Source organism: Nocardioides sp. NPDC127514 (genome assembly GCF_040302125.1).
In the GTDB taxonomy this organism is placed as follows: Bacteria; Actinomycetota; Actinomycetes; order Propionibacteriales; family Nocardioidaceae; genus Nocardioides.
Genome location: NZ_JBEORF010000010.1, coordinates 11,473 through 36,642, shown reverse-complemented (window position 1 = coordinate 36,642; position 25,170 = coordinate 11,473). Strand labels below are relative to the sequence as shown.

General features: G+C 70.2%; 29 protein-coding genes. 19 read left to right on the top strand and 10 right to left on the bottom strand.

Annotation, left to right across the window (positions count from 1 at the left end):
• Positions 1 to 216: 216 nt before the first annotated feature.
• The 3 genes from ABTX24_RS09775 to kstD are packed head-to-tail and all read right to left on the bottom strand — an operon-like array spanning position 217 to position 4,255.
• Positions 217 to 1,683, bottom strand: coding sequence for an FAD-binding protein (locus ABTX24_RS09775; protein ID WP_350839204.1), 1,467 nt, complete (start codon positions 1,681 to 1,683; stop codon positions 217 to 219).
• Positions 1,680 to 2,564 (bottom strand): enoyl-CoA hydratase ChsH3, encoded by an 885-nt coding sequence (gene chsH3 / locus ABTX24_RS09770; protein WP_350839202.1) that lies wholly within the window; start codon positions 2,562 to 2,564, stop codon positions 1,680 to 1,682. Before chsH3 ends, ABTX24_RS09775 begins: the two co-directional genes overlap by 4 nt.
• Positions 2,564 to 4,255 carry a 3-oxosteroid 1-dehydrogenase gene (kstD, locus tag ABTX24_RS09765; protein ID WP_350839200.1) on the bottom strand — a complete coding sequence of 564 codons (1,692 nt, stop codon included), beginning with the start codon at positions 4,253 to 4,255 and terminating at the stop codon, positions 2,564 to 2,566. Before kstD ends, chsH3 begins: the two co-directional genes overlap by 1 nt.
• A gap of 176 nt (positions 4,256 to 4,431) precedes the next feature.
• Between kstD and hsaA the strand changes: the two genes are divergently transcribed.
• The 7 genes from hsaA to ABTX24_RS09730 are packed head-to-tail and all read left to right on the top strand — an operon-like array spanning position 4,432 to position 10,080.
• Positions 4,432 to 5,625, top strand: coding sequence for a 3-hydroxy-9,10-secoandrosta-1,3,5(10)-triene-9,17-dione monooxygenase oxygenase subunit (gene hsaA / locus ABTX24_RS09760; protein ID WP_350839198.1), 1,194 nt, complete (start codon positions 4,432 to 4,434; stop codon positions 5,623 to 5,625).
• Entirely contained in the window at positions 5,625 to 6,530 is a 906-nt protein-coding gene (gene hsaD, locus ABTX24_RS09755) for a 4,5:9,10-diseco-3-hydroxy-5,9,17-trioxoandrosta-1(10),2-diene-4-oate hydrolase (protein ID WP_350839196.1), read from the top strand. The genes hsaA and hsaD overlap by 1 nt, the downstream gene beginning before the upstream one ends.
• Positions 6,527 to 7,423, top strand: coding sequence for an iron-dependent extradiol dioxygenase HsaC (gene hsaC / locus ABTX24_RS09750; protein ID WP_350839194.1), 897 nt, complete (start codon positions 6,527 to 6,529; stop codon positions 7,421 to 7,423). The genes hsaD and hsaC overlap by 4 nt, the downstream gene beginning before the upstream one ends.
• Before the next feature lie 30 nt (positions 7,424 to 7,453).
• Complete coding sequence (locus tag ABTX24_RS09745) at positions 7,454 to 8,035, top strand: flavin reductase family protein (RefSeq protein WP_350839192.1); 582 nt, start codon at positions 7,454 to 7,456, stop codon at positions 8,033 to 8,035.
• A 58-nt stretch (positions 8,036 to 8,093) separates the two neighbouring features.
• A complete protein-coding gene (locus ABTX24_RS09740) occupies positions 8,094 to 8,429 on the top strand; it encodes an ArsR/SmtB family transcription factor (protein ID WP_160023262.1) in 336 nt (111 codons plus the stop codon).
• Positions 8,429 to 9,358 (top strand): cation diffusion facilitator family transporter, encoded by a 930-nt coding sequence (locus ABTX24_RS09735; RefSeq protein ID WP_350839190.1) that lies wholly within the window; start codon positions 8,429 to 8,431, stop codon positions 9,356 to 9,358. The genes ABTX24_RS09740 and ABTX24_RS09735 overlap by 1 nt, the downstream gene beginning before the upstream one ends.
• Positions 9,355 to 10,080: a cation efflux transmembrane domain-containing protein gene (locus tag ABTX24_RS09730; RefSeq protein WP_350839188.1), complete on the top strand. Its 726-nt coding sequence runs from the start codon at positions 9,355 to 9,357 to the stop codon at positions 10,078 to 10,080. The genes ABTX24_RS09735 and ABTX24_RS09730 overlap by 4 nt, the downstream gene beginning before the upstream one ends.
• Positions 10,081 to 10,100: 20 nt before the next feature.
• Here the strand turns inward: ABTX24_RS09730 and ABTX24_RS09725 are convergent, their stop codons facing one another.
• Complete coding sequence (locus ABTX24_RS09725) at positions 10,101 to 10,511, bottom strand: RpiB/LacA/LacB family sugar-phosphate isomerase (RefSeq protein ID WP_160023264.1); 411 nt, start codon at positions 10,509 to 10,511, stop codon at positions 10,101 to 10,103.
• A gap of 22 nt (positions 10,512 to 10,533) precedes the next feature.
• Positions 10,534 to 10,986, bottom strand: coding sequence for a nuclear transport factor 2 family protein (locus ABTX24_RS09720; protein ID WP_160023266.1), 453 nt, complete (start codon positions 10,984 to 10,986; stop codon positions 10,534 to 10,536).
• 87 nt (positions 10,987 to 11,073) lie between these two features.
• On the opposite strand from ABTX24_RS09720, the gene ABTX24_RS09715 reads away from it, so the two are divergent.
• A complete protein-coding gene (locus tag ABTX24_RS09715) occupies positions 11,074 to 11,946 on the top strand; it encodes an alpha/beta hydrolase (RefSeq protein WP_350839185.1) in 873 nt (290 codons plus the stop codon).
• Here the strand turns inward: ABTX24_RS09715 and ABTX24_RS09710 are convergent, their stop codons facing one another.
• Complete coding sequence (locus ABTX24_RS09710; RefSeq protein WP_350839183.1) at positions 11,947 to 12,786, bottom strand: LLM class F420-dependent oxidoreductase; 840 nt, start codon at positions 12,784 to 12,786, stop codon at positions 11,947 to 11,949.
• Between the two features lie 62 nt (positions 12,787 to 12,848).
• Between ABTX24_RS09710 and ABTX24_RS09705 the strand changes: the two genes are divergently transcribed.
• Entirely contained in the window at positions 12,849 to 14,456 is a 1,608-nt protein-coding gene (locus tag ABTX24_RS09705; protein WP_350839181.1) for a GMC family oxidoreductase, read from the top strand.
• Between the two features lie 10 nt (positions 14,457 to 14,466).
• The gene (locus ABTX24_RS09700) at positions 14,467 to 15,255 is read left to right on the top strand and encodes an enoyl-CoA hydratase/isomerase family protein (protein WP_350839179.1); all 789 of its coding nucleotides are present in this window, start codon (positions 14,467 to 14,469) and stop codon (positions 15,253 to 15,255) included.
• 6 nt (positions 15,256 to 15,261) lie between these two features.
• On the opposite strand, the gene ABTX24_RS09695 is transcribed toward ABTX24_RS09700, so the two are convergent.
• Genes ABTX24_RS09695 through ABTX24_RS09680 form a run of 4 tightly spaced genes read right to left on the bottom strand, consistent with a single transcriptional unit; the run spans position 15,262 to position 17,056 of the window.
• Positions 15,262 to 15,465, bottom strand: coding sequence for a hypothetical protein (locus ABTX24_RS09695; protein ID WP_160023276.1), 204 nt, complete (start codon positions 15,463 to 15,465; stop codon positions 15,262 to 15,264).
• Between the two features lie 7 nt (positions 15,466 to 15,472).
• Complete coding sequence (locus ABTX24_RS09690; protein ID WP_160023278.1) at positions 15,473 to 15,733, bottom strand: BON domain-containing protein; 261 nt, start codon at positions 15,731 to 15,733, stop codon at positions 15,473 to 15,475.
• Entirely contained in the window at positions 15,730 to 16,470 is a 741-nt protein-coding gene (locus tag ABTX24_RS09685; protein WP_350839178.1) for a metallophosphoesterase family protein, read from the bottom strand. The genes ABTX24_RS09690 and ABTX24_RS09685 overlap by 4 nt, the downstream gene beginning before the upstream one ends.
• Positions 16,463 to 17,056: a nucleotidyltransferase family protein gene (locus tag ABTX24_RS09680; RefSeq protein WP_350839176.1), complete on the bottom strand. Its 594-nt coding sequence runs from the start codon at positions 17,054 to 17,056 to the stop codon at positions 16,463 to 16,465. Before ABTX24_RS09680 ends, ABTX24_RS09685 begins: the two co-directional genes overlap by 8 nt.
• 71 nt (positions 17,057 to 17,127) lie before the next feature.
• Here ABTX24_RS09680 and ABTX24_RS09675 point away from each other — a divergent pair, with 71 nt between their 5' ends.
• From ABTX24_RS09675 to ABTX24_RS09635, 9 genes are all read left to right on the top strand, one after another.
• Positions 17,128 to 17,676: a TetR/AcrR family transcriptional regulator gene (locus ABTX24_RS09675; RefSeq protein ID WP_160023282.1), complete on the top strand. Its 549-nt coding sequence runs from the start codon at positions 17,128 to 17,130 to the stop codon at positions 17,674 to 17,676.
• A 1-nt stretch (position 17,677) separates the two neighbouring features.
• A complete protein-coding gene (locus ABTX24_RS09670; protein WP_350839174.1) occupies positions 17,678 to 18,910 on the top strand; it encodes a cytochrome P450 in 1,233 nt (410 codons plus the stop codon).
• Positions 18,911 to 19,022: 112 nt separating this feature from the next.
• A complete protein-coding gene (locus ABTX24_RS09665; RefSeq protein WP_350839172.1) occupies positions 19,023 to 19,799 on the top strand; it encodes an SDR family oxidoreductase in 777 nt (258 codons plus the stop codon).
• On the top strand, positions 19,796 to 21,166 hold the full coding sequence (locus tag ABTX24_RS09660) for a cytochrome P450 (RefSeq protein WP_350839170.1): 1,371 nt from the start codon (positions 19,796 to 19,798) through the stop codon (positions 21,164 to 21,166). The genes ABTX24_RS09665 and ABTX24_RS09660 overlap by 4 nt, the downstream gene beginning before the upstream one ends.
• Positions 21,163 to 21,357: a ferredoxin gene (locus ABTX24_RS09655; protein ID WP_350839168.1), complete on the top strand. Its 195-nt coding sequence runs from the start codon at positions 21,163 to 21,165 to the stop codon at positions 21,355 to 21,357. Before ABTX24_RS09660 ends, ABTX24_RS09655 begins: the two co-directional genes overlap by 4 nt.
• Positions 21,358 to 21,957, top strand: a complete 600-nt coding sequence (locus ABTX24_RS09650) for a hypothetical protein (protein WP_350839166.1) — start codon at positions 21,358 to 21,360, stop codon at positions 21,955 to 21,957. It begins immediately after the preceding gene.
• Positions 21,954 to 23,438: an aldehyde dehydrogenase gene (locus tag ABTX24_RS09645; protein ID WP_350839164.1), complete on the top strand. Its 1,485-nt coding sequence runs from the start codon at positions 21,954 to 21,956 to the stop codon at positions 23,436 to 23,438. The genes ABTX24_RS09650 and ABTX24_RS09645 overlap by 4 nt, the downstream gene beginning before the upstream one ends.
• A 115-nt stretch (positions 23,439 to 23,553) precedes the next feature.
• A complete protein-coding gene (locus ABTX24_RS09640; RefSeq protein WP_160023293.1) occupies positions 23,554 to 24,300 on the top strand; it encodes an SDR family oxidoreductase in 747 nt (248 codons plus the stop codon).
• The gene (locus ABTX24_RS09635; protein WP_160023295.1) at positions 24,297 to 25,169 is read left to right on the top strand and encodes an NAD(P)-dependent oxidoreductase; all 873 of its coding nucleotides are present in this window, start codon (positions 24,297 to 24,299) and stop codon (positions 25,167 to 25,169) included. The genes ABTX24_RS09640 and ABTX24_RS09635 overlap by 4 nt, the downstream gene beginning before the upstream one ends.
• Position 25,170 lies beyond the last annotated feature (1 nt).

Here is a 25,170-nt window from a genome sequence, read left to right as displayed (position 1 = left end):
TGCCCGTGGCGTCGCGTATACATAACCAGCCCGGCTCACGACGCGCGTAGGGTACAAAGTCCCAATTTTTACCGAAGCCATTCACCTCTGAAGAGATATGTGATATGGCAACAGTCCGCTTGATACGCGTCCGCAAAGACTAGCCGGAACCCGGCGCCGCCCGGCGATCGGTCTCGCCGGACGCGCCGAGGTTGTGAGGCCCGTCACCCGTGGCGGTCAGTCCAGCCCGGCGGCATGCCGCCCGGCGCGCCGGCCGAAGTAGGAGCCGTCGCCGAGCTGCATGCCGGAGGCGTAGCCCTTGGCGTCCTGGGCGAGGTTGGCGGCACAGGCTCCGGCGGCGTACAGGCCCGCGATCGCGGAGCCGTCCTCGCGGCGTACCTCTCCTTCGACGGTGGTCGCCAGACCACCCATGGTGAACCCCGCGTACATCGCCTTGCCGAGGGAGAGGTCGTAGGCGCCCCACGGGCCGGTGTCCTGCGGCTCGGTCCACTCCGGCGCCTTGTCGAGCTCGGGATCCACGCCGTTGGCGGCATGGGTGTTGTAGGAGGTCAGCGTCGCGTTCAGGGCGTCGAAGGGTACGCCCAGGCCGGCCGCCATCTCCTCGACCGTCTCCCAGCCGTCGATGAACGGGCACAGCGGCATCTTCGGGTGCTCGATGTGCGCCGAGTCGACGATCAGGAACGCCGCCGAGTCCGGCTGCTCCATGACGAAGGCGGCCGTACGTGCGTGGTAGGAGTCCTCGGCCACGAACCGCTTGCCGTGCTTGTTGACGATGATCCCGGTGAGCAGGATCGAGGGCGGGTAGAACGGTGCGGTCTGGAACGGCTCGTCCATGAACCGCCAGCGGCCGCCCGCGGAAGCGCCCAGGCGCAGTCCGAGGCCGTCGTCGTAGGTGGAGGCCAGCGGGAAGAGCTTCTCGCCGAGCCGGGGTGTGTGCTCGGCGACCATGTCGGCGTTGCCGACGAAGCCGCCGGCGGCGAGGATCACCGCCTTGGCCCGGATCGCGCCACGCTCCTCGAACCGGCGCCAGGCCAGGCCGACGATCCGGTCGCCCTCCATCACCAGGTTGGTGGCACCGGTCTCGTAGCGGACCACCGCCGACGTCTCGGCCAGCCGGTCCGCCATCCGGTCGACCACCAGCTTGGCGCCGCCGGTGTCACCCGGGACCGGCACCTTGTGGCCGCGCGGCGCCGGGACGGCGAGGTCGCGGAAGGGGTGGACCTTCTCGTTGCCGGTGTACATCAGCCCCTCGGTGCCGGGCTGGATGACGGCCTTGCCCGGCCAGAAGGTGCGCTCGAACTCGAAGCCGAGCGCCTCGAGCCAGTCGAAGTGCTCCACCGAGTCGTCGCAGTAGGCCCGGATCTTGTCGTCCTCGGGCTCCTTGGAGACGGCGTGGATGTACTTGAACATCTCCTCGGCGGAGTCCTCGATCCCGGTCGCCTTCTGCACTGCGGTGCCGCCGCCGAGGTAGAAGTGGCCTCCGGCCATCGCCGAGGTGCCACCGGGCTCTGCGGCCCGCTCCAGGAGGATCGTGCGGGCACCCGCCCGGACCGCCTCCAGCGCCGCGGCCCCGCCCGCCACGCCGAAGCCGACCACGATCACGTCGGTCTCCTCCGACCAGCCACCGAAGCGCTCCTCGACGTCGGCAGGGGAGAGTACGTCGGGCAGTGCCGTGCCGCTCATCGCGCCTCCAGAAAGCAGTCGGCGAGGACCGGGGCGCCGTCACGGGCAGGATTGTCGGAGGAGATCGTGGCTTTGATCAGGATCTTCGGCTCTTCGTCCCACGCCTCGATGGAGATCGTCTCGCCGGGGAAAACGATCCCGGCGAAGCGGGCGCCGAACCCGGCGACCCTGGTGGCGTCCCCGTCCAGGAGCAGTGCGGTAGCCTCGCGCAGCACGATCCCGTAGGAGCACAGCCCGTGCAGGATCGGCTTCGGGAAGCCCGCCTTCGCGGCGAACGCGGGGTCGGCGTGCAGCGGGTTGCGGTCGCCGCACAGCCGGTAGAGCAGCGCCTGCTGCTCGGTGACGTCGTACGCACCCACAGCATCCGGCGCGCGGTCGGGAACCGGCAGCGACATCGACGGCCCGCGCTCGCCGCCGAAGCCACCCTCGCCGCGTACGAAGATCGAGCTCCTGACCGTCCACAACGGATCGCCGGACGGGGTCGTGGCGACACCCTCCTGGACGATGACGGCGGCCTTGCCCTTGTCCCAGACCTCGGCGATCCGGGTGGAGATGACCGCTTCTCCCGAGGTGGGGATCGGGCCGTCGACGCGGATCTCCTGGGAGCCGTGGAGCACCGATGCCAGGTCGATGTCGCAGCCCGGCAGGTCGAGTGAGGGCGGCTCGGTGACGTGGAAGGTCGGCGCCACGACCCCGAAGGACGGCAGCACCGTCAGGGCGTCCGAGTCCAGCGTGTAGCGCAGCGCAGCCGGGTCGGTCGCGTCACCGGGACGTGATCCCGCGCCGATGCCGAGGTGGTAGAGCAGCACGTCGGACGAGGTCCACGAGAACGACTGGGACGGAAGCTCCGCGCCGATGGCCTTGGTCGGGTCGATGGGCATCAGTTGCCCTCCTCGGGTGAGACAGCCTTCACCGCGCAGTCCTCGGCGGCCAGATAGCCGAAGACCAGGGCGGGGCCGATGGTGGCGCCGGGGCCGGCGTAGGTGCGGCCCATCACGGCGGAGGAGACGTTTCCGGCGGCGTACAGGCCCTCGATCACGGAGCCATCGGGTCGCAGGACCCGGGCCCGCTTGTCGGTGACCAGACCTCCCTTGGTGCCGAGGTCGCCGGGAGCCATCTTGACGGCGTAGAACGGCGCCTGGTCGATGACGTTGAGCGAGCAGTTCGGCTTGACGGTGGGGTCGGAGTAGTACTTGTCGTAGGTCGACTCGCCGCGGTGGAAGTCCTCGTCCACGCCGGACTCGGCGAAGCCGTTGAACCGGGCCAGCGTCTCGCGCAGGCCGTCGACCGGCACCTCGATCTTCTCGGCCAGCGCCTCCACCGTGGCGGCCTTCACCACGACGCCGCTCTTGAGCCAGCGGCCCGGGAACGGCTGCCCGGGGCCGAGGCCGGCGAAGATGTAGCGGTTGCGGTAGCGCTGGTCGAAGACCAGCCAGGCCGGGACGTGCGAGATGCCGGTCTCCTGGCCCTTGTAGATCTCGTGTACGGCCTCGACATAGGGGAGCGCCTCGTTCATGAACCGCTTGCCGGCACCGTTGACGATGATTGACCCCGGCAGGTTGCGCTCGGCGAGCGCGAACCACGGCCGCCCGGGGAACGGGATCGTCGGACCCCACCAGGACTCGTCCATCAGGTCGGTGTCCGCACCGGCCGCGATCCCGGCCAGGATCCCGCCGCCGGTGTTGGAGAAGGCACCGGTGGTCCACTCGACCGAGGTCGGGGCGGGCAGGTACTTCTCTCGCATCTCCAGGTTGCGCTCGAAGCCTCCGGAGCCGAGGATCACGCCACGCCGCGCCCGGATCACCGTCGTCGGACCGTCCTCGCCGCGGCGCACCTCGACGCCGACGACCCGGCCGCCCTCGGTGACCAGGCCGACCAGCTCGGTCTCGTAGCGGACCTCGACGCCGGCATCGATGAGGCCCTTGCGCAGGCCGATCGCGAGCGCCGCGCCCATGGCGTACATCTTCTTCCCGAGGAGTCCGGCGAGGATCCGCGCGACCGCGATCTTGACCATCGTGATCGGGCCCCTGATCGTGCGCATGCCGAGGCTGATCTTGCGGAAGTCGGCCTGGGTCACGACCATGTTGGCCGGCGACTTCGTATAGGGCGGATGCAGCCGCGAGAGCTCCTCGCCGATTACCCGGGCATCGAGTGGAGCCGGCTCGACGGAGCGGCCGGCGCCGCGACCGCCGGGGGCCTCGGGGTGGTAGTCGGCGTAGTCGGGGACCCAGTTGAACCGCACCGGCGTCATCTCGCAGACGAAGGAGAGCACCTCCGGGCCGCGGTCCAGGAACGTCTCGCGCCGCTCGCTCGGCACGACGTCTCCGACGATCGACTCGAGGTAGAGGCTGGCGGCCTCGGGGGAGTCCTTCTGGTGGGCCGCCTCGAGGGCGTGGTTGCGCGGGATCCAGACCCCGCCGCCCGAGCGGGACGTCGACCCGCCGAAGTAGGCGCTCTTCTCGATGACGACGGTCTCGAGCCCGTGGCGGCGGGCGGCCGCGAGCGCGGCGGTCATTCCGGCGCCTCCGGCGCCCACGACCACGACGTCGTACGTCTCGTCGGTCTGTCCCATGGTGCTCCCTCAGCTTCGACTGTCCCAGAACTGAAACACGTTCTACCATAGACGACAGTCGACGAAACATGCCCGGGGACTCGACAAAACTGAAACGTGTTCTAGTATTGATCCATCGGCAGCGCACGAACCGCGCCGTCCGAGGACATTGGGACACCATGCAGGAAGGCAGAGCGGTGAGCGAACCGACACAGCGCCCCCACAAGGACGCACAGACCGTCAGGGACGGGGTGCAGGACCTGCTGCCCACGATCAGGGAGCGCGCCGAGGAGACCGAGCGTCTCCGGGTCGTGCCCGAGTCGAGCGTCAAGGAGCTGGAGGAGGTCGGCTTCTTCAAGCTGCTGCAGCCGGCCCGGTTCGGCGGTCTCGAGGCGGACCCGGTCGACTTCTACACCTGTGTGCGCGACATCGCCTCGGCGTGCGGATCGACGGGCTGGGTCTCCAGCGTCCTGGGTGTCCACCCCTGGCAGATCGCACTCTTCGACGACGAGGCCCAGCAGGCGGTCTGGGGCGAGGACCCCGACACCCGGGTCTCCTCGTCCTACGCGCCGATGGGCAAGGCGGCGATCACCGAGGGCGGCTTCACGCTCTCCGGCCGGTGGTCGTTCTCCTCCGGCTGTGCCCATGCCACCTGGGTGCTGCTCGGCGGCCTCGTCTTCAGCGACGAGGGCCAGGTGGTCGACTTCCGTACGTTCCTGGTGCCGCGCGAGCGCTACGAGATCGTCGACGTCTGGAACGTCGTCGGCCTGGCCGGCACCGGCTCCAACGACATCGTGGTCGACGACGTCTTCATCCCGGAGACCTTCACCCTCTCGATGGCCGAGACCGGACGCTGCAAGGGTCCCGGGCAGGCGGTCAACACCGGTGACCTCTACAAGCTGCAGTTCCACTCGCTCTTCACCACCACGATCACCACGCCGATCATCGGCATGGCCCGCGGCGCCTACGAGGAGCACGTGACCATGCAGCAGAACCGGGTCCGCGCCTCCTACGGTGAGAAGGCATCCCTCGACCCCTTCGCCGCCGTGCGCGTGGCGACCGCCTCCTCCGACATCGACGCCGCCTGGGCGCTGCTGATGGCCAACATCCGCGAGCAGCAGACCTACGTCGCCCGCGGCGAGAAGATCCCGATCACCCAGCGGCTGCGGATCCGCCGCGACCAGGTCCTCGGCACCCAGCGCGCGATCGACGCGATCGACCTGCTCTTCGAGGCCTCCGGTGGCCGGGCGCTGGCCAACGGCACTCCGCTCCAGCGCGCCTGGCGCGACGCCCACGCGGGCCGTGTCCACGCCGCCAACGATCCCGAGCGGGCGCTGCAGATGTACGGCGCCTCCGAGTTCGGGCACAAGGTCGACCCGGGGATGTACTGATGGCACTGGTGAAAGAGGACGTCGCTCACGACGTCGCGATCAAGACCGAGGCCGCCGGCGAGATCTCGCTGCGCTACTACGACCTGCGTGCAGGTGGCGACGACCGCCTACCGCTGGTGATGCTTCACGGCGGGGGTCCCGGGGCCTCGTCGTGGTCCAACTTCGGCTCGGCGCTCGAGGGCTTCGCGGCCGACTTCCGCACGATCCTGGTCGACCAGCCGGGTTTCGGCGCCTCCGACAAGCCGGAGGTGGTGGGCAACTACTACCGCTTCGCCGGCGACGCGGTGATCGCGCTGCTCGACGAGCTGGGCCTGGAGAAGGTGCACCTGCTGGGCAACTCGCTCGGCGGCGGGACGGCCATGCGGATCGCGCTGACCTATCCCGACCGGGTGGGGCGGCTGGTGCTGATGGGGCCGGGCGGGCTCTCGCTCAACCTCTTCCATGCCGATCCCACCGAGGGCGTACAGCGCCTGATGGACTTCTCCGGCGACCCGACCCGGGAGGCGCTCAAGGCGTTCATCTCGACCATGGTCGTCGATCAGAAGCTGGTGACCGACGAGCTGGTCGAGGAGCGGTTCGCCGACGCCACTGCGCCCGGCGCGCGCGAGGCGATGGCGTCGATGGGGTGGTCGTTCTACAACCCCGAGACCGCCGAGGACGGCATGCTGTGGCGCGAGGCGCACCGGCTCAAGCACCACACCCTGCTCACCTGGGGTCGTGAGGACCGGGTCAACCCGCTCGACGGAGCGTTCCCCGCCCTGAAGCTGATTCCGAAGGCGCAGCTGCATGTCTTTCCGCGCTGCGGGCACTGGGCACAGATCGAGGCCGCCGACGAGTTCCGCGAGATTGCGGTCGCGTTTCTCAAACGGCACAGCCTGAAGAGGCACAAGGAGCGTACGAAGTGATCGACATCAAGTCCATGGGCTACGTACGCGTCACCAGCACCGACCTGGAGGCGTGGCGTACGTTCGCCGGCAAGGTCCTCGGGCTGATCGAGGCGAAGGGCCCGAACCAGGAGCACCTCTACTACCGCATCGACGAGGTCTCGGCGCGGCTGGTGATCGAGCCGGGCGAGGTGGACCAGCTCAGCTGCGTCGGCTGGGAGGTCGCCGACCACACCGCGCTGGCGCAGGCCCGGGAGCACCTGGAGAAGTCCGGGGTCGAGGTGGAGGAGGGGTCCCCCGAGGAGCTCGCCGAGCGGCGGGTGCAGGAGATGCTGCGCTTCCGCGACCCCTTCGACAACGTCTTCGAGCTCTTCCACGGCATCACCTACGAGCGACGCCCCGCGGTCTCGCCCTACGGTCACACCTTCGTGACCGGCGAGCAGGGGATGGGTCACGTGGTGATCCCGGTCTCCGACGACGTCGAGGCGCTGGAGTTCTACCGCGACACGCTCGGGTTCCGGCTGCGCGACTCGATGAGCATGCCCGGCGAGTTCGCGGGCAAGGAGCCCGGCACCAAGATCTGGCTGCGCTTCCTCGGGATCAACCCGCGTCACCACTCGCTGGCGTTCCTGCCGTTCCCCAACGACTCCAAGTGCGTCCACATCATGCTCGAGGTCGACAAGCTCGACGACGTCGGCCGGGCGCTGGAGCGGGTGAAGAAGTACGGCGCGAAGCTCTCGGCGACGCTCGGGCGGCACATGAACGACGAGATGGTCTCCTTCTACGTGAAGTCGCCGGGCGGCTTCGACATCGAGTTCGGCACCGAGGGCCTGCAGGTCGACGACCAGAAGTGGGTCGCCCGGGAGTCCACGGCCGTCTCGTACTGGGGTCACGACTTCGGCGTAGGCCAGTGATCGGGTATGCGTATAGAGGTGCCTGATGGGATGTCTCCCGATGCCGCCGAGAGCTGGCCGCATCCGGAGCTGATCGAGTCCTTCCACGGTCGCTTCGACTTCGAAGCGCCACCGTCGCCACCGGAGACCCCTGCCGACGCGGAGGCGGACGCCCGGTTCCGTACGGTGCTGGGCCGGTTCGCCTCCGGGGTCACCGTGATCGCGGCGCAGACCGCGGAAGGCCCGGTCGGGATGACCTGCCAGTCGTTCTCCTCGGTGTCGCTGCGGCCGCCGCTGATCCTCTTCGCGCCGACCAAGTCATCCCGGGCCTGGGCCCGGATCCGTCGCGCGGGGCACTTCTCGGTAAACATCCTCGCCGCCGGCCAGGAGGCCGTCTCGAACCAGTTCGCCTCGCGTGCCGCGGACAAGTACGCCGACATCTCCTGGACCCCGTCGGCCCACCACGGCGACCCGCATCTCGACGGGGCCGTCGGCTATCTCGACTGCGCGGTCCACTCGGTCCACGAGGAGGGCGACCACTATCTCGTCGTCGGCCGCGTCCTGGACCTCGAGGAGGGCTCCGCCACCGAGCCGCTGCTGTTCTTCCGCAGCAACTACCGGGAGCTTGACTGACAGGTCCCCGCCATGGTTCAGCTTTTGCTGAATACATGTTTCGATGTACTGTCGCGGCATGGTCACCGCCACCGCCTCGTCCCTGGACGCGCTTGCCCGGTTCGGGCACGCCCTCTCCGACGCCACCCGAGCCCGGGTCCTGATGCAGCTGCGCGAGGGGCCGGCCTATCCGGCCGAGCTGTCCGAGTCGCTGGGCGTGACCCGTCAGTCGATGTCGAACCACCTGGCCTGCCTGCGCGGCTGCGGCCTGGTCGTCGCCGTCCCCGAGGGCAGGCGGACCCGCTACGAGCTCGCCGACGGTCGCCTCGCGCATGCGCTGGCTGACCTGCACGACCTGATCCTGGTCACCGACCCGGAAGCGTGCCGCGACTCCGCCGAGCAGGGCTGCTGCTGATGGGCCACGGACACGGGCACGGGCACGGGCACGGGCACGGGGCAGCTGTGGGCCACGCCGGCGGCAGGCACCGGTGGCGGCTGGCCGTCACCTTCGCCATGGTGGCGGCGTTCCTGATCGTCGAGCTCGTCGCAGGCCTGTGGTCGGGGTCGTTGGCACTGATCTCCGACGCCGGTCACATGACCGCGGACGTCGTCGCGCTGGGCGCGGCGCTGGTCGCGACCCGGATCGCCACCCGCGCCGACACCACCGGTCGCCGCACCTACGGCTCCTACCGGGTCGAGGTGTTCGCCTCCGGCCTGACCGTCCTGGTGATGCTCGGGGTCGCGGTCTACGTCGTGCTCGAGGCGATCGGCCGCATCGGCGAGGGCTCCGAGGTCCAGACCGGTGCGATGCTCGTGGTCGGCGCGATCGGCCTGGCCATCAACCTGGTCTCGATGCTGCTCCTGCGCGCGGGCGCGAGCGAGTCGCTCAACCTCAAGGGCGCCTACTTCGAGGTCGTCGCCGACGCCGCCGGAAGCGTCGGCGTCATCGCGGCCGGGCTGCTGGTCGCCGCCACCGGGCAGCCGTTGTGGGACACCGCCGTCGCCGTCGCGATCGGGGTCTTCGTCGCCGTACGCGCTGTCGCGCTGGGCCGTCAGGTCCTGGCGGTCCTCGGCCAGCACGTCCCCGAGGGCATGGAGATCGACCAGATCGTCGCCGACCTCGAAGCGGTCCCGGGCGTGGAGAACGTCCACGACCTGCACGTGTGGACGTTGACCTCCGGGATGCACGTCGCCACCGCGCATCTCGTCCTGGATGCGGGCACCGATGCCCAAACCGTGCTGGCCGAGGCGCAGACCGCGCTCGCCACCCGGCACCAGATCGAGCACGCCACCCTGCAGACCGAGACCGCCCCGACCCGGCAGTGCCATGAGGTGACCTGGTGAGCTCCGAGCTGCCGATCCACGTCATCGGCCGACGCGAGGATGTCTCGCCGCCGGTCTCAGGCCCCGATCCGTCCCGCAGGGCTGTCCTGGTGCGACGGGTCCGCCTCCTGGTCGCCTTCACCATCGCCTACAACGTGATCGAGGCCGTGGTGGCGATCGCGGCCGGAGCGATCGCCGGCTCGGCGGCGCTGCTCGGCTTCGGTCTCGACTCGGTCATCGAGGTCTCCTCCGCCCTCGCGGTCGCCTGGCAGTTCGCGGGCCGTGATCCCGAGGCCCGCGAGAAGACCGCGCTGCGGATCATCGCCTTCTCCTTCTTCGGCCTGGCCGCCTTCGTCTCCTACGACGCGGTCACGGCGCTGGTGGCCGGCCATGCCGCCGACCACTCCGGTCTCGGCATCGGCATCGCCGCGCTGAGCCTGCTCGTCATGCCCGCCGCCTCCTGGATCCAGCGCCGTACCGGCAACGAGCTCGGCTCCCACTCCGCCGTGGCCGACTCCAAGCAGACGCTGCTGTGCACCTACATGTCCGCCGCACTGCTTCTGGGGCTGCTCGCCAACAGCGCCCTGGGCTGGTGGTGGGCGGATTCGGCAGCCGCGCTCGTCATCGCCGCGCTGGCGGTGGGGGAGGGCGTCAACGCCTGGCGCGGCGACGTCTGCTGCTCACCGGCCGGGGCGCGCCTCGACGACAACGAGGGCTGCGACGGCGGCTGCGCCTGCTGCTGACCGGGTGTCCGACGCGGCGCTCACAGCTCGCCGAGACGTCTGATCGCGGCGGCTTCGTCGGGATCCGGCTCGGTCTCGTCGAGGAATGCCCGAGTGACTTCGACCGCGACGTCGGGGGCGAGGCGCTTGAGGCTCATCGCCAAGACGTTGGCGTCGTTCCACAGGCGCGCGTTGCGGGCGATCCAGGGCTCCCAGGCGAGGGCGGCGCGTACGCCGGGGACCTTGTTGGCGGCGATCGCCGTGCCGGTTCCGGTCCAGCACATCACCACGCCGACGTCGGCGCGGCCCTCGACGACCGCCCGGCCGATGCCGGCGCCGAGGTCGGGCCAGGAGTCGGTCTCGATGATCTCGACGTCGCCACGCTCCCGCAGCTCGGCGAGCACGGCCGTGGTCGTCTCGTTCTCGTCGTCGCTTCCGAAGGCGATCCGCATGGTGCCGAACCTACCGCCGTTCTCAGGCGTGCGTCGCCGGTCCGCCGGGTCCGGTCAGCCTCGCGCTGGGCTGGTCCTTCAAGCTGGTGGTGAGCTCCCAGGTGCGCTGGTAGCCGGTGTGGGCGATGCGCCAGCCGAGCGGCGTACGGGTGTAGCGGTCCTCGTAGAAGGCGGCGCCCTCGAGGGCGAACTCGTAGGCGGGGGCGAAGACCTTGTCGTAGAGGTACCAGCGGCCGGTGGCAGCGTCTCCGTCGACCGCGATCTCGGGGTGATGGAGGTGGTGCATCGTGATGATCTCCGCGGGCAGGTTGGTCCGCATGTAGTCGACCAGCTCGGCGGGCGAGGTGAACGAGAGCCCGGCGTAGTCGGCGGTGGCGTCATCGCTGAAGCAGGTGGCGAACTCGTCCCACTGCTTGGTGTCGAGGAGGCGTACGTAGCGGTACTTGAGCTGCTCGATCTCGCTGATGTCACTCATGGGCCGATCATAGTAGAACGTGTTCTATTATGGGTGGTGTCTACGTGAGCTGTGCGGTGACGTTCGACCGTCGGTCGGCCGTACGTCATGACGAAGACCGCCGCCGAGGTGCAGGATCGCGGTGTGGACGGGATGGTCGAGCTGCGCGAGCGGCGGGCGGCGCTGTTGGCGAACCGCCACCTGACCTGGGTGTTCGGAGCGGACGACCCGGGTGTGGTGGTGCATGAGGCGTGGGCCGGCGAGATCCGGCTCCGGGTCCACGTCCCGCGAGCCCGCTCGGCCGCGCTGCGGCCGATCGTGCTGGCCTTTCATGGCGGTGGCTGGTGCTGGGGATCGCCCGAGCAGTCGCGCTGGATGGCCGGCCGGATCGCGGCTCGCACCGGGGCGATCGTGGTCGCGCCGGCCTACCGGCTCGCCCCGGAGCATCCCTATCCGGCGGCGGTCGAGGACTGCTGGGCCGTGCTGGCGTGGGTCGTAGAGAACGCCGACGAGCTCGGCGCCGATCCGACGAGGATCGCCGTGCTGGGCGACAGCGCCGGCGGCACCCTGGCCGCGGTCCTGGCGCTTCGCGCCCGGAACGAGGGTGAGTCTCGGATCCGTGGCCAGGTGCTGATCTATCCGCTCGTCGATCTCGTCGGTCTGCGTGGCCCGGGGCTGGGCGGGATCGTGGAGCACTACCTCGGCAACGACGTGTCGCTCGCCGAGGAGTGGTCGGTCTCGCCGCTGCGGGCGCGGTCCCATGCGGGTCTGCCGCCCGCCCTGGTGCTCACCGCGCGGTTCGACCCGATGCGCTCGCACGCCGAGCGCTACGCCGACGCGCTGCGTACGGCTGGGGTGGAGGTCGCCGTTCATTGCCCGCGGCTGGCGACCCATGCCTATCTCACGCTGCCGGGCATCTCGCCGGCCTCGCGAGCCGGCCTGGCGCGGATCGTCGGCTTCCTGCGCGAGCGGCTGGGCTGATCAGCCGAGGTCGAGCCTGCCCGCGAGCTTGTCGAGGTAGGTGAGCACGCCGGCCGGCTCGGTGTCGGGTACGCCCCAGATCAGCTCGTCGGCCACCGACCACTCGGCCAGGTCGTCGGGTGTGGGTCGCTTCGCGACGAGGACGCGGACCTCGGGCTTGCCCTCGCGGCCCGCCGACTCCCACTCGTCCTGCAGCGTCTTCACCTTGTCGCCGATGTCGGCCTCGGTCGGGGTCGACATCCAGCCCTCCGCGTTGCGGGCGATCCAGCGCAGCGTCTTGGGGCCGCCGCCGGCGCCGACGATCGTCGGGATCCGGCCCTGTGGTGGCTTCGGGTAGGCCCACGACGGGCCGAAGGAGACGAACTCGCCCGCATAGGCCGCCTCCTCCTCGGTCCACAGCGCCCGCATCGCCTCCAGGTACTCCTTCAGCGCGGTGCGCTTGCGGTCGCCCGGGATGCCGTGGTCGGCGAGCTCGTCGGTGTTCCAGCCGAACCCGACCCCCAGCGAGACCCGGCCGCCGGAGAGGTGGTCGAGGGTCGCGATCGTCTTGGCGAGCGTGATCGGGTCGGACTCGACCGGCAGTGCGACGGCGGTGGAGAGCCCGATCCGCGAGGTCACCGCGGCGCAGGTACCGAGCGTGACCCAGGGGTCGAGCGTACGCAGGTAGCGGTCGTCGGGGAGCTCGGTGCCGCCGGTGGGGTGCAGGGCGTCGCGGCGCACCGGGATGTGGGTGTGCTCGGGTACGTAGAAGGTGTCGAAGCCGCGCTCCTCGGCGGCGGAGGCGAGCTCGGCGGGCGCGATGCCGCGGTCCGAGGTGAACAGGACGATGCCGTGGCGCATGACACAACAGTAGAACGTGTTCTAGTCTTTGCGGAAGGGATCGCCGGGAGAGAGAAGTGAACATGGAAGCCGACTACATCGTCGTAGGCGCCGGGAGTGCGGGCTGCGCCACCGCTCGCCGGCTGGCCGAGAGCGGCGCCAGCGTGATCGTGATCGAGGCGGGCACCAAGGACACCGCCTTCGGGATCAAGAACCTCCTCGAGCTCCCCGGCGCGGTCGCCGCGATGCTCTCCACGCCACAGCTGAAGAAGCTGGTCGACTGGGGCTACAAGTCGGTCCCGCAGAGCGCCGCCCTCGACCGGGTCATCCCGATGACCCGCGGCAAGGTGCTGGGCGGCTCATCCTCGATCAACGGCATGCTCTGGGTGCGCGGCAACCGCCAGAACTTCGACGACTGGGCGGCCGACGGCGCGACCGGATGGTCCTACGACGACGTGCTGCCGGCGTTCAAGCGGATGGAGGACTTCGAGGGCGGCGGCGACGAGTTCCGCGGCCAGGGCGGGGCGGTGAAGGTGCGCTACCAGAAGGACCTCACGCCGGCGACGCAGAGCTGGCTCGACGAGGCACCCAAGCGGCTCGGGGTCAGCGCCCTCGACGACTACAACGGCAAGGAGCAGGAGGGCGTCGGCGTCGTCCAGCTCAGCGCCTCCGAGGGGCGCCGCTACTCGGCCTCGAAGGCCTACCTGCGCGAGCAGCCGCTGGACAACCTGCTGATCCTGACCAAGGCCCAGGTCACCCGCGTACGCATCGAGGGCTCGCGCGCCACCGGTGTCGAGGTCGTCGGCGCCGACGGCGACAAGCAGACCATCCGGGCGAGCCGCGAGGTCATCGTCGCCGCCGGCGTCTACGGCTCGCCACACCTGCTGATGCTCTCCGGAATCGGTCATTCCGACCACCTCCGCGACCACGGCATCCAGGTCCACGCCGACCTTCCCGTCGGCGACAACTTCCACGACCACCTCTTCGTGCCGGTCTCGTTCCGGATGGACTCGGCCCTGCGACGGCCCACGCCCGCCTACTTCGCCGCCGGGTTCGCGAAGTCGCGGCTCACCCGCAAGGGCTGGGCGGCCGGCTCGCAGTTCGAGGCCTTCGGCTTCGTACGCAGCGCCCTGGCCGGCCAGGTCCCCGACCTGCAGCTGCACGTCCTCTACTGGGTCTACCCGTTCCCGAACCAGGACGGCGAGAAGGCCATCCGGCCGCCGACGAGCAAGCCCGGCCTGTGCATCCTGCCGACGCTGATCTACCCCGAGAGCCGGGGCACCGTACGCCTGGCCAGCGCCGACCCGCTCGCGCACCCGCTGCTCGACCCGGCGTACCTGACCTCGGGCAAGGACACCGAGGTGCTCCTCGACGGGATCGCGAAGGTGCGCGAGATGATGGTCGGTCTCGGGGACAACCAGGGCGAGATCTCGCCCGGCCCGTCGTACTCCACCCCGGAGGCGACCCGTGAGCTGCTGCCCAACATCGTGCACAGCGTCTACCACGGCGTCGGCACCTGCCGGATGGGGTCGGACGAGCGCGCCGTGGTCGACCCGTCGCTGCGGGTGCTGGGCATCGACGGCCTGCGCGTCGCCGACGCGAGCGTGATGCCCTCGATCACCGGCGGCAACACCAACGCGCCCTCGATCATGATCGGCGAGCGTGCCGCCGACCTGATCCTAGGCCGATAGGAGACCCCCCATGTCCGACCTGCTGCTGAGCCAGGACCGCGCCCGCGTCCGTACGCTCACCCTCAACCGTCCCGACCAGCTCAACGCGTTCAGCCAGGCGCTCTACGTCGCCCTGGCCGAGGCGCTGCGCGAGGCCGACGAGGACCCGGAGGTGGCCGTCGTGCTGCTGACCGGGAACGGCCGCGCCTTCTCGGCGGGCACCGATCTCGTCGAGATGAAGGAGACCGCCTCGGGTGGCGACGAGAGCGCCGCCCACGGCTTCATCGGCCTGGTCGACTCGCTGGCGGCGTTCTCCAAGCCGCTGGTCGTCGCCGTCAACGGACTGGGTCTGGGGATCGGCGTGACGCTCCTGGGCTTCGCCGACCTCGTCCTCGCCTCGGCGAAGGCGAGGTTCAAGACACCGTTCACGACGCTCGGGGTCGCGCCGGAGGCCGCCTCCAGCTTCCTGTTCCCGCGGCTGATCGGACGCCAGAACGCCGCCTGGATGCTGATGTCGGGGGAGTGGTTCGGTGCCGAGGAGGCGCACGAGATGGGGCTCGTGTGGCGGGTCACCGAGCCCGAGGAGCTCCTCGAGGTCGCCTGGGACCACGCCGCCATGCTCGCCGCGAGACCGATCAGCAGCCTGGTCGCGGTCAAGGAGACGATGACCGCGTCGCTGCGCCCCGGGATCGAAGCCGCCCGGGAGCTCGAGAACGCCAAGTTCGCCGAGCTGCTCGGCGGACCCGCCAACATCGAGGCGCTCGTCGCCTTCGCCGAGGGCCGCGAGCCCGACTTCACCAGGCTTCCGCCCGGGGCCTGAGCGGGCTCAGCGCGCTCGGTGGGCTCCGGGGGCTCGCTGGTCGAAGCTCCCGTACCGGTCGCTGCCGTCGAGATGGTATTTGCGCTCCATCTCGGTCAGGTCGTCCTCGATCTGGCGGCCGCGGCGCCGGTCGAGGAGCGCGGCGATCAGGGTCAGGACACCCCAGAAAAGGATCATCCCGATCACGACCGCGACGATGGTGCCGTTCATCTAGGTTTCAGCTCCTTCGTGGGTCTATCTGCTCGTGCTGCGGTCCGCCCGGCCCGGGCTCGGCGCTGAGCACGATGTAGTCGACGATGTCGATCCCGGGGTCGTGCTCCCTGATGACCTCGAGGACCGTCGCGCGACGCTCCTCGGAGGCCACCTCGCCGGAGACGACGAGGTGGTCACCGCGTACCTGGAGCCGGATGCCCAGCTCGTGCGTGCGCGGGTCGGTCGCGATCGCGCGCTCGAGATCTCGCGTCTGCTGCTCGTTCATGCCGACCTCCTGGGGACGACGTCGTAGACACGGAACGCCGCCTGGATGACGGGCTGGGCGACGTTGCGTACGGGCACCCCGGCCGGGGTGAGACCCTTCTCGCGTCCGGCGTGGGCGTGGCCGTGGAGGGCCAGGTCCACTCCCGTCTCGTCGATCGCCTCACCGAGCCGGTAGTTGCCGAGGAACGGCCAGATCTCCTTCGGCTCGCCTACGAGGGTGTCGTCGACGGGCGCGAAGTGGGACAGGGCGACGGTCACGTCGGGCCCGTCGCCGAGGTCGTCGAGGGCCTTGCGCAGCACATCTGCGGTCTCGATGCCGTGGCCTGTGAACGCCTTCATCTGCGGCTCTCCGAAGTCAGCGGCGGAGCGGCCGAGGAAGCCGAGACAGAAGCCCTTGACGCCGGCGACGCCGAGCAGGCCGGCACTGGTCTCGATGGTGGTCGAGGTGCCCTCGAGCACCGTTATCCCGTGGTCCTCCAGGAGTCGCGTGATGTCCCCTTCGGCTCCAGAGTGATAGTCGTGGTTGCCGAGCACGACGAGGACCGGTACGTCGGCGGCGTCGAACTCGTCGGCGAACGCCTCTGCCTCCTCGACCGTCCCGTGCTGGGTGAGGTCTCCGGCGACCAGCAGCGCATCGGCCTCCTCGGAGATGTCCGTGAGCAGCGGCGCGTAGCGGCCGCGCAGGTCGTCGGCCAGATGTACGTCACCGACTGCTGCCACGCGAATCGGGTCAGCCATCGTCGCCTCCCATACTGCTTCCGTCCATGATGGCGAGCGCGTCGAGCAGACAGATCGCGGTCTGCGCGAAGGGGCTCCGCTTCGCCTCCTGTCGCACCAGCCGCCAGTCGATCTGCTCGCGCAGGGCGCGGGCGGCGCCGAGAATCGGGGAGAGGTCGCAGGCGTGCTCGCTCAGGGCCAGCATCCGCGAGATGAGCAGGTCGGTCCCGGACATGACAGGCATGGTGACGGAGTCGACCGGCAGGTCGGTGCACCGAGCCAGCAGCTCGTCGTCGACGGGGCCTGTCGGGAGCCGGTGGATCAGGTCGACGACCACGGTGTCGCGCCCGACCTTGACCAGCCAGTCCTCCGGGGCGCCGACCGGATCCATCCCGTTCAGTACCAGCGCGCGCACGGCGTCCTCGACGCACTCCTCGGGGAGTACGAAGTCCACGTCGTGGGTGCTCTCCGGCCCGCCTCGGGTCCAGACCGCGTACCCGCCGGCGAGTGCGAACGGGACCTCGGCGGCCTTCAGGGTCGCACCGACCAGCTTGAGGACGTCGCGTTGTCGCTGGAGCTCCACGCCCAGCACGTCTGTTCTCGACATGTTGGTGCGGTACCCCGATTCGACCGCGTTCACCCCTTGCCCGAAACGAGAACGTGTTCTAATCTGGACACGTGTCCAGCGCAACGAGCACCCGCCAGGCGGAGACGGTCGAGCGAGTGTTCGCGGCAGGTCTGGCGGAGCTGCGGCAGGTCGGGCACGAGGCGCTGACCGTCCGTTCGGTCGCCGCCCGGGCCGGGGTCTCCCCGGCCACTGCCTACACCTACCTCGCCTCGAAGAACCATCTCTTCGCCGAGCTCTTCTGGCGCCACCTGGCCGTGACGCCGGCGGTCGAGGAGACCGGGTCCCGCGTGGAGCGGGTGCAGGCAGCCGTACGCAGCCTGACGACCCGGATCGCTGAGGAGCCTGCGCTCGCCGCGGCCGTCACGCCGGCGCTGCTGGGCAGCGATGCCGATGTCGAGCGGCTGCGGCTGCGGATCGGAGCCGAGTTCGCCGCCCGGTTCGAGGCGGCGCTCGGCGACGGTGCGGCCGAGGCCGAGCGGGAAGCCCTGCTGCTCGCCTTCTCCGGCGCGCTGCTGCAGGCGGGCATGGGCCTGATGACCTACGACGAGATGGCCGACCGGCTCGCCCCAGTCGTCGCCGTGATCGTCGGGAAAGAGTGAGATGACCAGCGCCACGACCGAGATCTTCGACCCCTACGACTACGACTTCCACGAGGACCCCTACCCGGTCTATGCCCGGCTGCGGGACGAGGCGCCGCTCTACTACAACGCCTCCGACGACTTCTGGGCACTCTCCCGGCATGCCGACGTGCACGCCGCTATCAAGGACGACGTCACCTTCTCCAACCGCATGGGGGTCTCGCTCGACGCCAGCGCCTGGAACGCCGACGCCCACCGGGTGATGTCCTTCCTGGCCCTGGACGGCAAGGAGCAGACCCGGCTGCGCAAGCTGGTCTCGGCGGGCTTCACGCCGCGCCGCGTACGCGAGCTCACCCCGCAGATCCAGGCGCTCGCCGACCACTACCTCGACGCGCTGGTCGCGGCCTGCGCCGAGACCGGCGAGGCGGACTGGATCGCGGAGCTCGCCGGCAAGCTCCCGATGGACGTCATCTCGGAGATGATGGGCGTCCCCGTCGCCGACCGCGACGAGGTGCGCCGCCTGGCCGACCTGGTGGTGCACCGGGAGGACGGCGTACGCGACGTGCCGGAGGCCGGGATGACGGCCGCGCTCGAGCTGATCGGCTACTACGCCGAGATGGTCGCGCAGCGGCGCAAGCAGCCCAGCGACGACCTCACCTCGGCACTCGTCGAGGCCGAGGTCGACGGCGACCGGCTGCTCGACCACGAGGTGATCGCGTTCCTGTTCCTGATGGTCGTGGCCGGCAACGAGACCACCACCAAGCTGCTCGGCAACGCGCTCTTCCACCTCGGCGCCCACCCCTCGCAGCTCGCCGAGGTCTTCGCCGAACCCGAGGACACCGCGCCGGTGGGCTCGTGGATCGAGGAGACCCTGCGGCACGACACCTCCAGCCAGATGCTGGCGCGCTACGTCGCCGAGGACGTCGAGCTCCACGGCCAGGTCGTCCCGGCCGGGTCGAAGCTGCTCGTCCTGCTCGGCTCGGCCAACCGCGACGAGCGCGTCTTCACCGCCCCGGACGTCTTCGACATCCATCGCCCGTCCGACGAGCTCGGCAGGATCATGAGCTTCGGCGTCGGCCGGCACTTCTGCCTCGGCGCCAACCTGGCCCGGCTCGAGGCCCGGGTCGTGCTGGCGGAGCTGGTGCGGCGTACGACCGGGTTCGAGGTCCATCGCGAGCGCGCGGTCCGGGTCCACTCGACCAGCGTGCGCGGGTTCGCCGAGCTGCCGGTCACCTTCACCTGGAGGGCGCGATGAGCGGGGCGGATGCTCACCGAGGCAACTCGGTCGGCAGCCACCGACTTCGTGGAGTTCCGCGAGGTCAGCACGCATTCGCCGAGCTACCTCGGTCAGCATCCCTGGAGGACGCATGAAGTACGCACAGCCCGACCGCCGTCCGGCCGTGATCACCGGCGCCTCCTCCGGGATCGGCGCGGAGACCGCGAAGGCGCTGGCGACCGCGGGTCTCCCGGTCGCGCTCGGCGCCCGGCGGCTCGACCGGGTCGAGGAGATCGCCGCCGCGATCCGCGCCGACGGGGGAGAGGCGGTCGCCCACCCACTCGACGTGACCTCGGACGAGTCGGTCGCCGAGTTCGCCGCGAAGGCGGTCGCCGACCTGGGCGAGATCGAGGTCGTGGTCAGCAACGCCGGCGTCACCCATCCGGGAGCGACCGTCGACGTCTCCACGGAGACCTTCGGCGGCCAGGTCGACATCAACCTGCTCGGCGCCCACCGGATCCTGCGCGCCTTCGGGCCCGGGATGATCGAGCGGCAGCGCGGCGACCTGGTCTTCCTCTCCTCCGACGTGGCGGTCAGGCCGCGACCGTTCATGGGGGCGTACGCAGCCTCCAAGTGGGGTCTGGAAGGCATGGTCAACGCGCTCCAGATGGAGCTCGAGGGCACCGGGGTCCGGGCCTCGATCGTGCGACCCGGTCCCACCCACTCCGACATCGGCAACGAGTGGCCCGCCGAGCTCGGCGGGTTCGTGCTGGAGCAGTGGGTCAGGTGGGGCCTCGCCCGCCATCCGCACTTCCTCAAGGCCCGGGCGCTGGCCGACGCGATCACGTCGGTCGTGACCGCCAAGCGCGGAGTCCACATCAGCACCATCGACGTCAACCCCGAAGCCCCTGTACAGGAGCCACGATGACGATCCCCACCGTCTCCACCGTCCTGGACGACCAGGACCCGAGCGTCCCCGAGATCATCCGCGGCACCGGGCACCTGCCCGAGATGCGGGTCGACCCGATCTTGCTGTTCTCCCGCGTCCGCGAGGAGTGCGGCGACCTCGGGCGCTTTCGCCTCGCCGACAAGGACGTCGTCCTGGTCACCGGTGCCGAGGCCAACGAGGCGTTCTTCCGAGCGCCCGACGACGTGCTCGACCAGGCGGCGGCGTACCCGTTCATGACGCCGATCTTCGGCAAGGGCGTCGTCTTCGACGCCTCTCCGGAGGAGCGGCAGCAGATGCTGAAGAACCAGGCGCTGCGCGGCGACATGATGCGCGGGCACGCACAGACGATCGAGGCCGAGATCCGCCGGATGATCGCCGGCTGGGGCGAGGAGGGGGAGATCGACCTCCTCGACTTCTTCGCCGAGCTGACCATCTACACCACCTCGGCGTGCCTGGTCGGGAAGCCGTTCCGTGAGGAGCTCGACTCGTCCTTCGCCCAGCACTATCACGAGCTCGAGCACGGCACGGACGCGATCGCGTACGTCGACGCCTACGCCGACATCGAGAGCTTCCGGATGCGCGATGCCGCCCGCGACAAGCTCGTCGCGCTGGTGCAGGCGATCATCGACAAGCGGATCGCGCGGGGCAAGGTCGCTCGTGAGGAGCGCGACCTCCTCGACGTCCTCATCTCGATCGACATGGACACCGACACCATCACCGGCGTCTTCATCTCGATGATGTTCGCCGGCCACCACACCTCCTCCGGCACCGCGTCGTGGGCGATGATCGAGCTGCTGCGGAACCCGTCGGTGATGGCGGACGTCGTCGGCGAGCTGGACGAGCTCTACGCGGACGGCAGCGAGGTGTCCTTCCAGGCGCTGCGCTCGATCCCGGTGCTCGAGGCCGCCTTGAAGGAGACGCTGCGGCTGCACCCTCCGCTGATCATCCTGATGCGGCTGGTGCGCGAGGACTTCGAGCTGCTCGGCGAGACCATCCCCGCCGGCACCCTGCTCGCCGCCTCGCCACGGGTCTCCAACCGGATCGAGGCCGACTTCCCGAAGGCGGACTCCTTCGACCCGAGCCGCTACATCGACCCGCGCCAGGAGGACATGCAGAACCGTTGGACCTGGATCCCGTTCGGCGCCGGCAAGCACCGCTGCGTCGGCAACGCGTTCGCGATGATGCAGATGAAGGCGATCTTCTCGGTCATCCTGCGCGACTACTCGTTCGAGGCGGCGCAGCCGCTGGAGTCGTACGCCGACGACTTCACCAAGATGGTGATCCAGCTCCAGCAGCCCTGCCGTGTGCGCTACCGGCGGCGGCCCGTGGGTGGTGGCGGAGCATGAAGCTGACAGCCGACCCCGGGCTCTGCCAGGGGCATCAGGAGTGCCTCGCCGAGGCCCCGGAGCTCTTCGCCTTCGACGACGACAGCTACCAGGTCGTCGTACGCATCACCGAACCGTCCGGCGGTCAGCTCGATGCCGCGCGTGCGGCCGTGAAGTACTGCCCCGCTTTCGCTCTCACCCTGGAGGACTGAATGGACCGCGCCGAGATCGAGGGGTTCTGGGCCCACTGGCTCGACCTCAACCGGAAGGCGGAGGCCGACGGCAACTGGTCGCCGCTCGCCGACGTGTACGCCGAGGACGCGACGTACGGCTGGATGTACACCCCCGACGAGCACTTCATGGCCGTTGGCCGCGAGCAGATCCGGGAGTGGGCGCTCGGCACCGAGATGGCCGGGCTCGAGGGCTGGCACTACGACTACCAGGCGACGGTCATCGACGACGTCAACGCGATGGTGATCGGCTTCTGGCGGCAGCGGGCCGGGATCGTCGACGACGCGACCGGCGAGGAGTACGAGATCCTCGGCATCGGTGGCTCCTGGTTCGGGGTCGCACCGCGGCCCGACGGCGACGGGCTGGAGTTCGCCTGGCAGCGGGACTGGTTCGACCTGGGGTCCACCGCGACCACCTTCCTCGACATCGTCAAGGCGAAGAAGGCCACCGCCGGGCTGCTGGAGCGGATGTCGCTGAACGGCATCGAGCAGCCCGGCCACTACCGCCTCGCCGACCTGCCCTCGACCGTCTGGCCGCCGCCCGTCGCGGCCGGGAACTTCGTGACCCAGGAGCCCGTGTGACGACCCGAAACCCCACCAACCCGCCCGCCCAGCAGCTCGTCGACGGCAAGCTCGGCGCGGCCGCATCCGGCGAGACCTACGCGATCCTCAACCCCGCCACGGGGCAGGAGATCGGGCGCGCGCCCGACTCGACGGCCGAGGACATGGACGCCGCCATCGCCGCCGCCCGCAAGGCGTTCGACGAGACCGACTGGTCGACCGACGTGGCGCTGCGGATCCGGTGCCTGCGCCAGCTCCACCAGGCGCTCCTCGACAACGCCGAGGCGCTGCGCGAGCTGACCACTGCCGAGGTCGGCGCGCCCGCGTTCCTGGTCGCCGGGCCGCAGTTCGACACCCCGGTCGAGACGTTGAAGTGGACGATCGACCTCGCCGAGTCCTTCGAGTGGGAACGCGACCTCGGGGTCGGGGTGACGATGGGCATCTCCTCGCGGCGGACCGTGCGGCGCGAGGCCGTCGGCGTCGTCGCCGCGATCACGCCGTGGAACTTCCCCAACCAGATCAACCTGGCCAAGATCGGCCCGGCGCTGGCGGCGGGCAACACGGTGATCCTCAAGCCCGCCCCGGACACGCCATGGCTGGCCGCGGAGCTGGGCCGGCTGGCGGCCGAGCACACCGATCTCCCGCCGGGCGTCTTCAACGTCGTCACCCCGCGCGACAACCGGGTGGCCGCGATGCTGGCCGAGGACCCGCGGGTCGACCTGGTCTCCTTCACCGGGTCGACGGCCACCGGGCGGGCGATCATGGCGGCCGCCGCGCCCAGCCTGAAGAAGGTCTTCCTCGAGCTCGGCGGCAAGTCCGCGGCGATCGTCCTCGACGACGCCGACATCGCCTCGGCCGCCTCGATGGCGGCTTTCTCGGTGGCCGTTCACGCAGGTCAGGGCTGCGCCCTGACCACCCGGCTGCTGGTGCCTCGGGAGTCCTACGACGCGGCCGTCGAGGCGGCCGCCGGGACGATGTCGTCGCTCGGCGCGGGCGATCCGGCCGATGCCGGCACGATCTGCGGCCCGGTGATCTCCGCGGTCCAGCGCGACCGGATCCTCGGCTACCTCGCGCTCGCCGAGGAGGAAGGTGGCCGCATCGCCACCGGCGGAGCCGTCGCGGTCCAGGACGGCGACCTCGCCGGCGGCTTCTGGATCCAGCCCACCGTCGTCGCCGGCCTCGACAACACCGCCCGCGTCGCCCGCGAGGAGATCTTCGGCCCCGTGCTCACGGTGATCCCGCACGACGGCGACGACGATGCCGTACGCATCGCCAACGACTCGCCCTACGGCCTCTCCGGCGCCGTGGAGTCCGGGTCGCTGGAGCGCGCGAAGTCGGTGGCAGCGCGGATCCGCACCGGCACCATCGGCGTCAATGGGGGCCAGTGGTTCGGCCCCGACGCGCCGTTCGGCGGCTACAAGCAGTCCGGCCTCGGCCGGGAGATGGGCGTCGAAGGCTTCGAGGAGTACCTCGAGACCAAGCTGATCGCTGAGCCCGCATGAATCCGACCCGGCTCATCCTGACGAAAACCGACGCCGAGTCGGCTCGTCATGACGCGCCGACTCGGCAGGGACTGATGTCAGGATGCGCCGACTCGGCGCGGGAGAGGACGGACGGATGAGGTTCGAGAACAAGGTCATCGTCGTCACCGGGGCGGCGCAGGGGATCGGCGAGGCGTACGCCAAGGGGTTCGCCGCCGAGGGCGCCGCCGTCGTCGTCGCCGACCTGAACGAGGAGAAGGGGCAGCAGGTCGCCAAGGAGATCGAGGCGGCCGGCGGCGTCGCCCGGTTCGTACGCTGCGACGTCTCCGACCACGCGTCGGCGGCCGCGCTGGTGGCCGAGACGACCGAGGCGTACGGCGGGATCGACGGGCTGGTCAACAACGCCGCGATCTACGGCGACATGGCCTTCGACCTGCTGATCACCGTCGACTGGGACTACTACGAGAAGTTCATGAGCGTGAACCTCAACGGCGCGCTGGTGATGACCCGCGCCGTCTACCCGGCGATGCAGAAGCGGGGCGGCGGGGCGATCGTCAACCAGTCCTCCACCGCGGCCTACCTCTACTCCGGCTTCTACGGGCTGGCCAAGGTCGGCATCAACGGGCTGACCCAGCAGCTCGCCCACGAGCTCGGCGGGATGAACATCCGGGTCAACGCGATCGCGCCGGGGCCGACCGACACCGAGGCGACCCGGGTCCAGGCTGGCGACGCGGCGAGAGAGATGACGAAGGGCATGGCGATCAAGCGCCTCGGCACCACCGAGGACATGGTCGGGACCGCGAAGTTCCTCCTCTCCGAGGACTCCGCGTGGATCTCCGGCCAGATCATCGCCGTCGACGGCGGCGGGACGTTCCGGCTGTGACCGCGGCGCCCAGGACACGTGCGGGGTTCGTCGGCCTCGGCAACATCGGCAAGCCGATGGCGCTCCAGCTCGCCCACAGCGACGGGATCGAGCTGTGGGTGCACGACATCGCCGAGGAGCCCGTCGCCGAGCTCGGTGGGGCCGGTGCGAAGGCGGCGGGCTCGGTCGCTGAGCTGGCTTCCGCCGTCGACGTACTCAGCGTGATGGTGCGCGACGACGACCAGGTGCGCCAGGTGCTCGCCGAGGTGCTCACGTCCGTCGGTGACCGTCCGGGGCACGACCCGCTGACGGTCCTGGTGCACTCGACCGTCGCCCCGGAGACGCCGGCCGAGCTGGCCGCGACCGCCGAGCCGCACGGGGTGAACGTGCTCGACGCCCCCGTCTCCGGCGGCCCGATGGGAGCCGCCGAAGGCACCCTGGCCATCCTCGTGGGCGGCAGCCCGGAGGCGTACGCAGCGGCCGGCCCGGTCCTGACCGCGATGGGCTCCAAGGTGGTCCATGCTGGCCCGGTCGGCGCCGGGACGAGGTTCAAGCTGGCCCGCAACCTGCTCCACTTCGCCTCCTTCACCGCCGCCACCGAGGCCCAGCGGCTCGCCGAGGCGGCGGGTCTCGACCTGGTGGCGCTCGGCGACGTCGTACGCCACACCGACGCGATCACCGGTGGACCGGGCGCGATCCTCTACCGCGACACCACCGCCCCGATTGCTCCCGACGACTTCTGGCACGGCGTCTTCGGCCACGTCGTGGCGCTGGGGGAGAAGGATCTCGGCTTCGCGATCGAGCTCGCCGAGGAGCTCGACGTCGAGGTGCCGCTCGCCCGACTCGCCCTCGACCGGCTGGCACCCGGGCTCGGGCTCCCCAAGGACTGAA

Excerpts from the sequence above, each read along its gene's own strand:
- ABTX24_RS09775 (WP_350839204.1), bottom strand. The coding sequence starts at position 1,683 with ATGAGCGGCACGGCACTGCCCGACGTACTCTCCCCTGCCGACGTCGAG.
- chsH3 (WP_350839202.1), bottom strand. The coding sequence starts at position 2,564 with ATGCCCATCGACCCGACCAAGGCCATCGGCGCGGAGCTTCCGTCCCAG.
- kstD (WP_350839200.1), bottom strand. The coding sequence starts at position 4,255 with ATGGGACAGACCGACGAGACGTACGACGTCGTGGTCGTGGGCGCCGGA.
- hsaD (WP_350839196.1), top strand. The coding sequence starts at position 5,625 with ATGGCACTGGTGAAAGAGGACGTCGCTCACGACGTCGCGATCAAGACC.
- ABTX24_RS09745 (WP_350839192.1), top strand. The coding sequence starts at position 7,454 with ATGTCTCCCGATGCCGCCGAGAGCTGGCCGCATCCGGAGCTGATCGAG.
- ABTX24_RS09740 (WP_160023262.1), top strand. The coding sequence starts at position 8,094 with ATGGTCACCGCCACCGCCTCGTCCCTGGACGCGCTTGCCCGGTTCGGG.
- ABTX24_RS09735 (WP_350839190.1), top strand. The coding sequence starts at position 8,429 with ATGGGCCACGGACACGGGCACGGGCACGGGCACGGGCACGGGGCAGCT.
- ABTX24_RS09725 (WP_160023264.1), bottom strand. The coding sequence starts at position 10,511 with ATGCGGATCGCCTTCGGAAGCGACGACGAGAACGAGACGACCACGGCC.
- ABTX24_RS09720 (WP_160023266.1), bottom strand. The coding sequence starts at position 10,986 with ATGAGTGACATCAGCGAGATCGAGCAGCTCAAGTACCGCTACGTACGC.
- ABTX24_RS09715 (WP_350839185.1), top strand. The coding sequence starts at position 11,074 with ATGACGAAGACCGCCGCCGAGGTGCAGGATCGCGGTGTGGACGGGATG.
- ABTX24_RS09710 (WP_350839183.1), bottom strand. The coding sequence starts at position 12,786 with ATGCGCCACGGCATCGTCCTGTTCACCTCGGACCGCGGCATCGCGCCC.
- ABTX24_RS09705 (WP_350839181.1), top strand. The coding sequence starts at position 12,849 with ATGGAAGCCGACTACATCGTCGTAGGCGCCGGGAGTGCGGGCTGCGCC.
- ABTX24_RS09700 (WP_350839179.1), top strand. The coding sequence starts at position 14,467 with ATGTCCGACCTGCTGCTGAGCCAGGACCGCGCCCGCGTCCGTACGCTC.
- ABTX24_RS09695 (WP_160023276.1), bottom strand. The coding sequence starts at position 15,465 with ATGAACGGCACCATCGTCGCGGTCGTGATCGGGATGATCCTTTTCTGG.
- ABTX24_RS09690 (WP_160023278.1), bottom strand. The coding sequence starts at position 15,733 with ATGAACGAGCAGCAGACGCGAGATCTCGAGCGCGCGATCGCGACCGAC.
- ABTX24_RS09685 (WP_350839178.1), bottom strand. The coding sequence starts at position 16,470 with ATGGCTGACCCGATTCGCGTGGCAGCAGTCGGTGACGTACATCTGGCC.
- ABTX24_RS09680 (WP_350839176.1), bottom strand. The coding sequence starts at position 17,056 with ATGTCGAGAACAGACGTGCTGGGCGTGGAGCTCCAGCGACAACGCGAC.
- ABTX24_RS09670 (WP_350839174.1), top strand. The coding sequence starts at position 17,678 with ATGACCAGCGCCACGACCGAGATCTTCGACCCCTACGACTACGACTTC.
- ABTX24_RS09665 (WP_350839172.1), top strand. The coding sequence starts at position 19,023 with ATGAAGTACGCACAGCCCGACCGCCGTCCGGCCGTGATCACCGGCGCC.
- ABTX24_RS09660 (WP_350839170.1), top strand. The coding sequence starts at position 19,796 with ATGACGATCCCCACCGTCTCCACCGTCCTGGACGACCAGGACCCGAGC.
- ABTX24_RS09655 (WP_350839168.1), top strand. The coding sequence starts at position 21,163 with ATGAAGCTGACAGCCGACCCCGGGCTCTGCCAGGGGCATCAGGAGTGC.
- ABTX24_RS09650 (WP_350839166.1), top strand. The coding sequence starts at position 21,358 with ATGGACCGCGCCGAGATCGAGGGGTTCTGGGCCCACTGGCTCGACCTC.
- ABTX24_RS09640 (WP_160023293.1), top strand. The coding sequence starts at position 23,554 with ATGAGGTTCGAGAACAAGGTCATCGTCGTCACCGGGGCGGCGCAGGGG.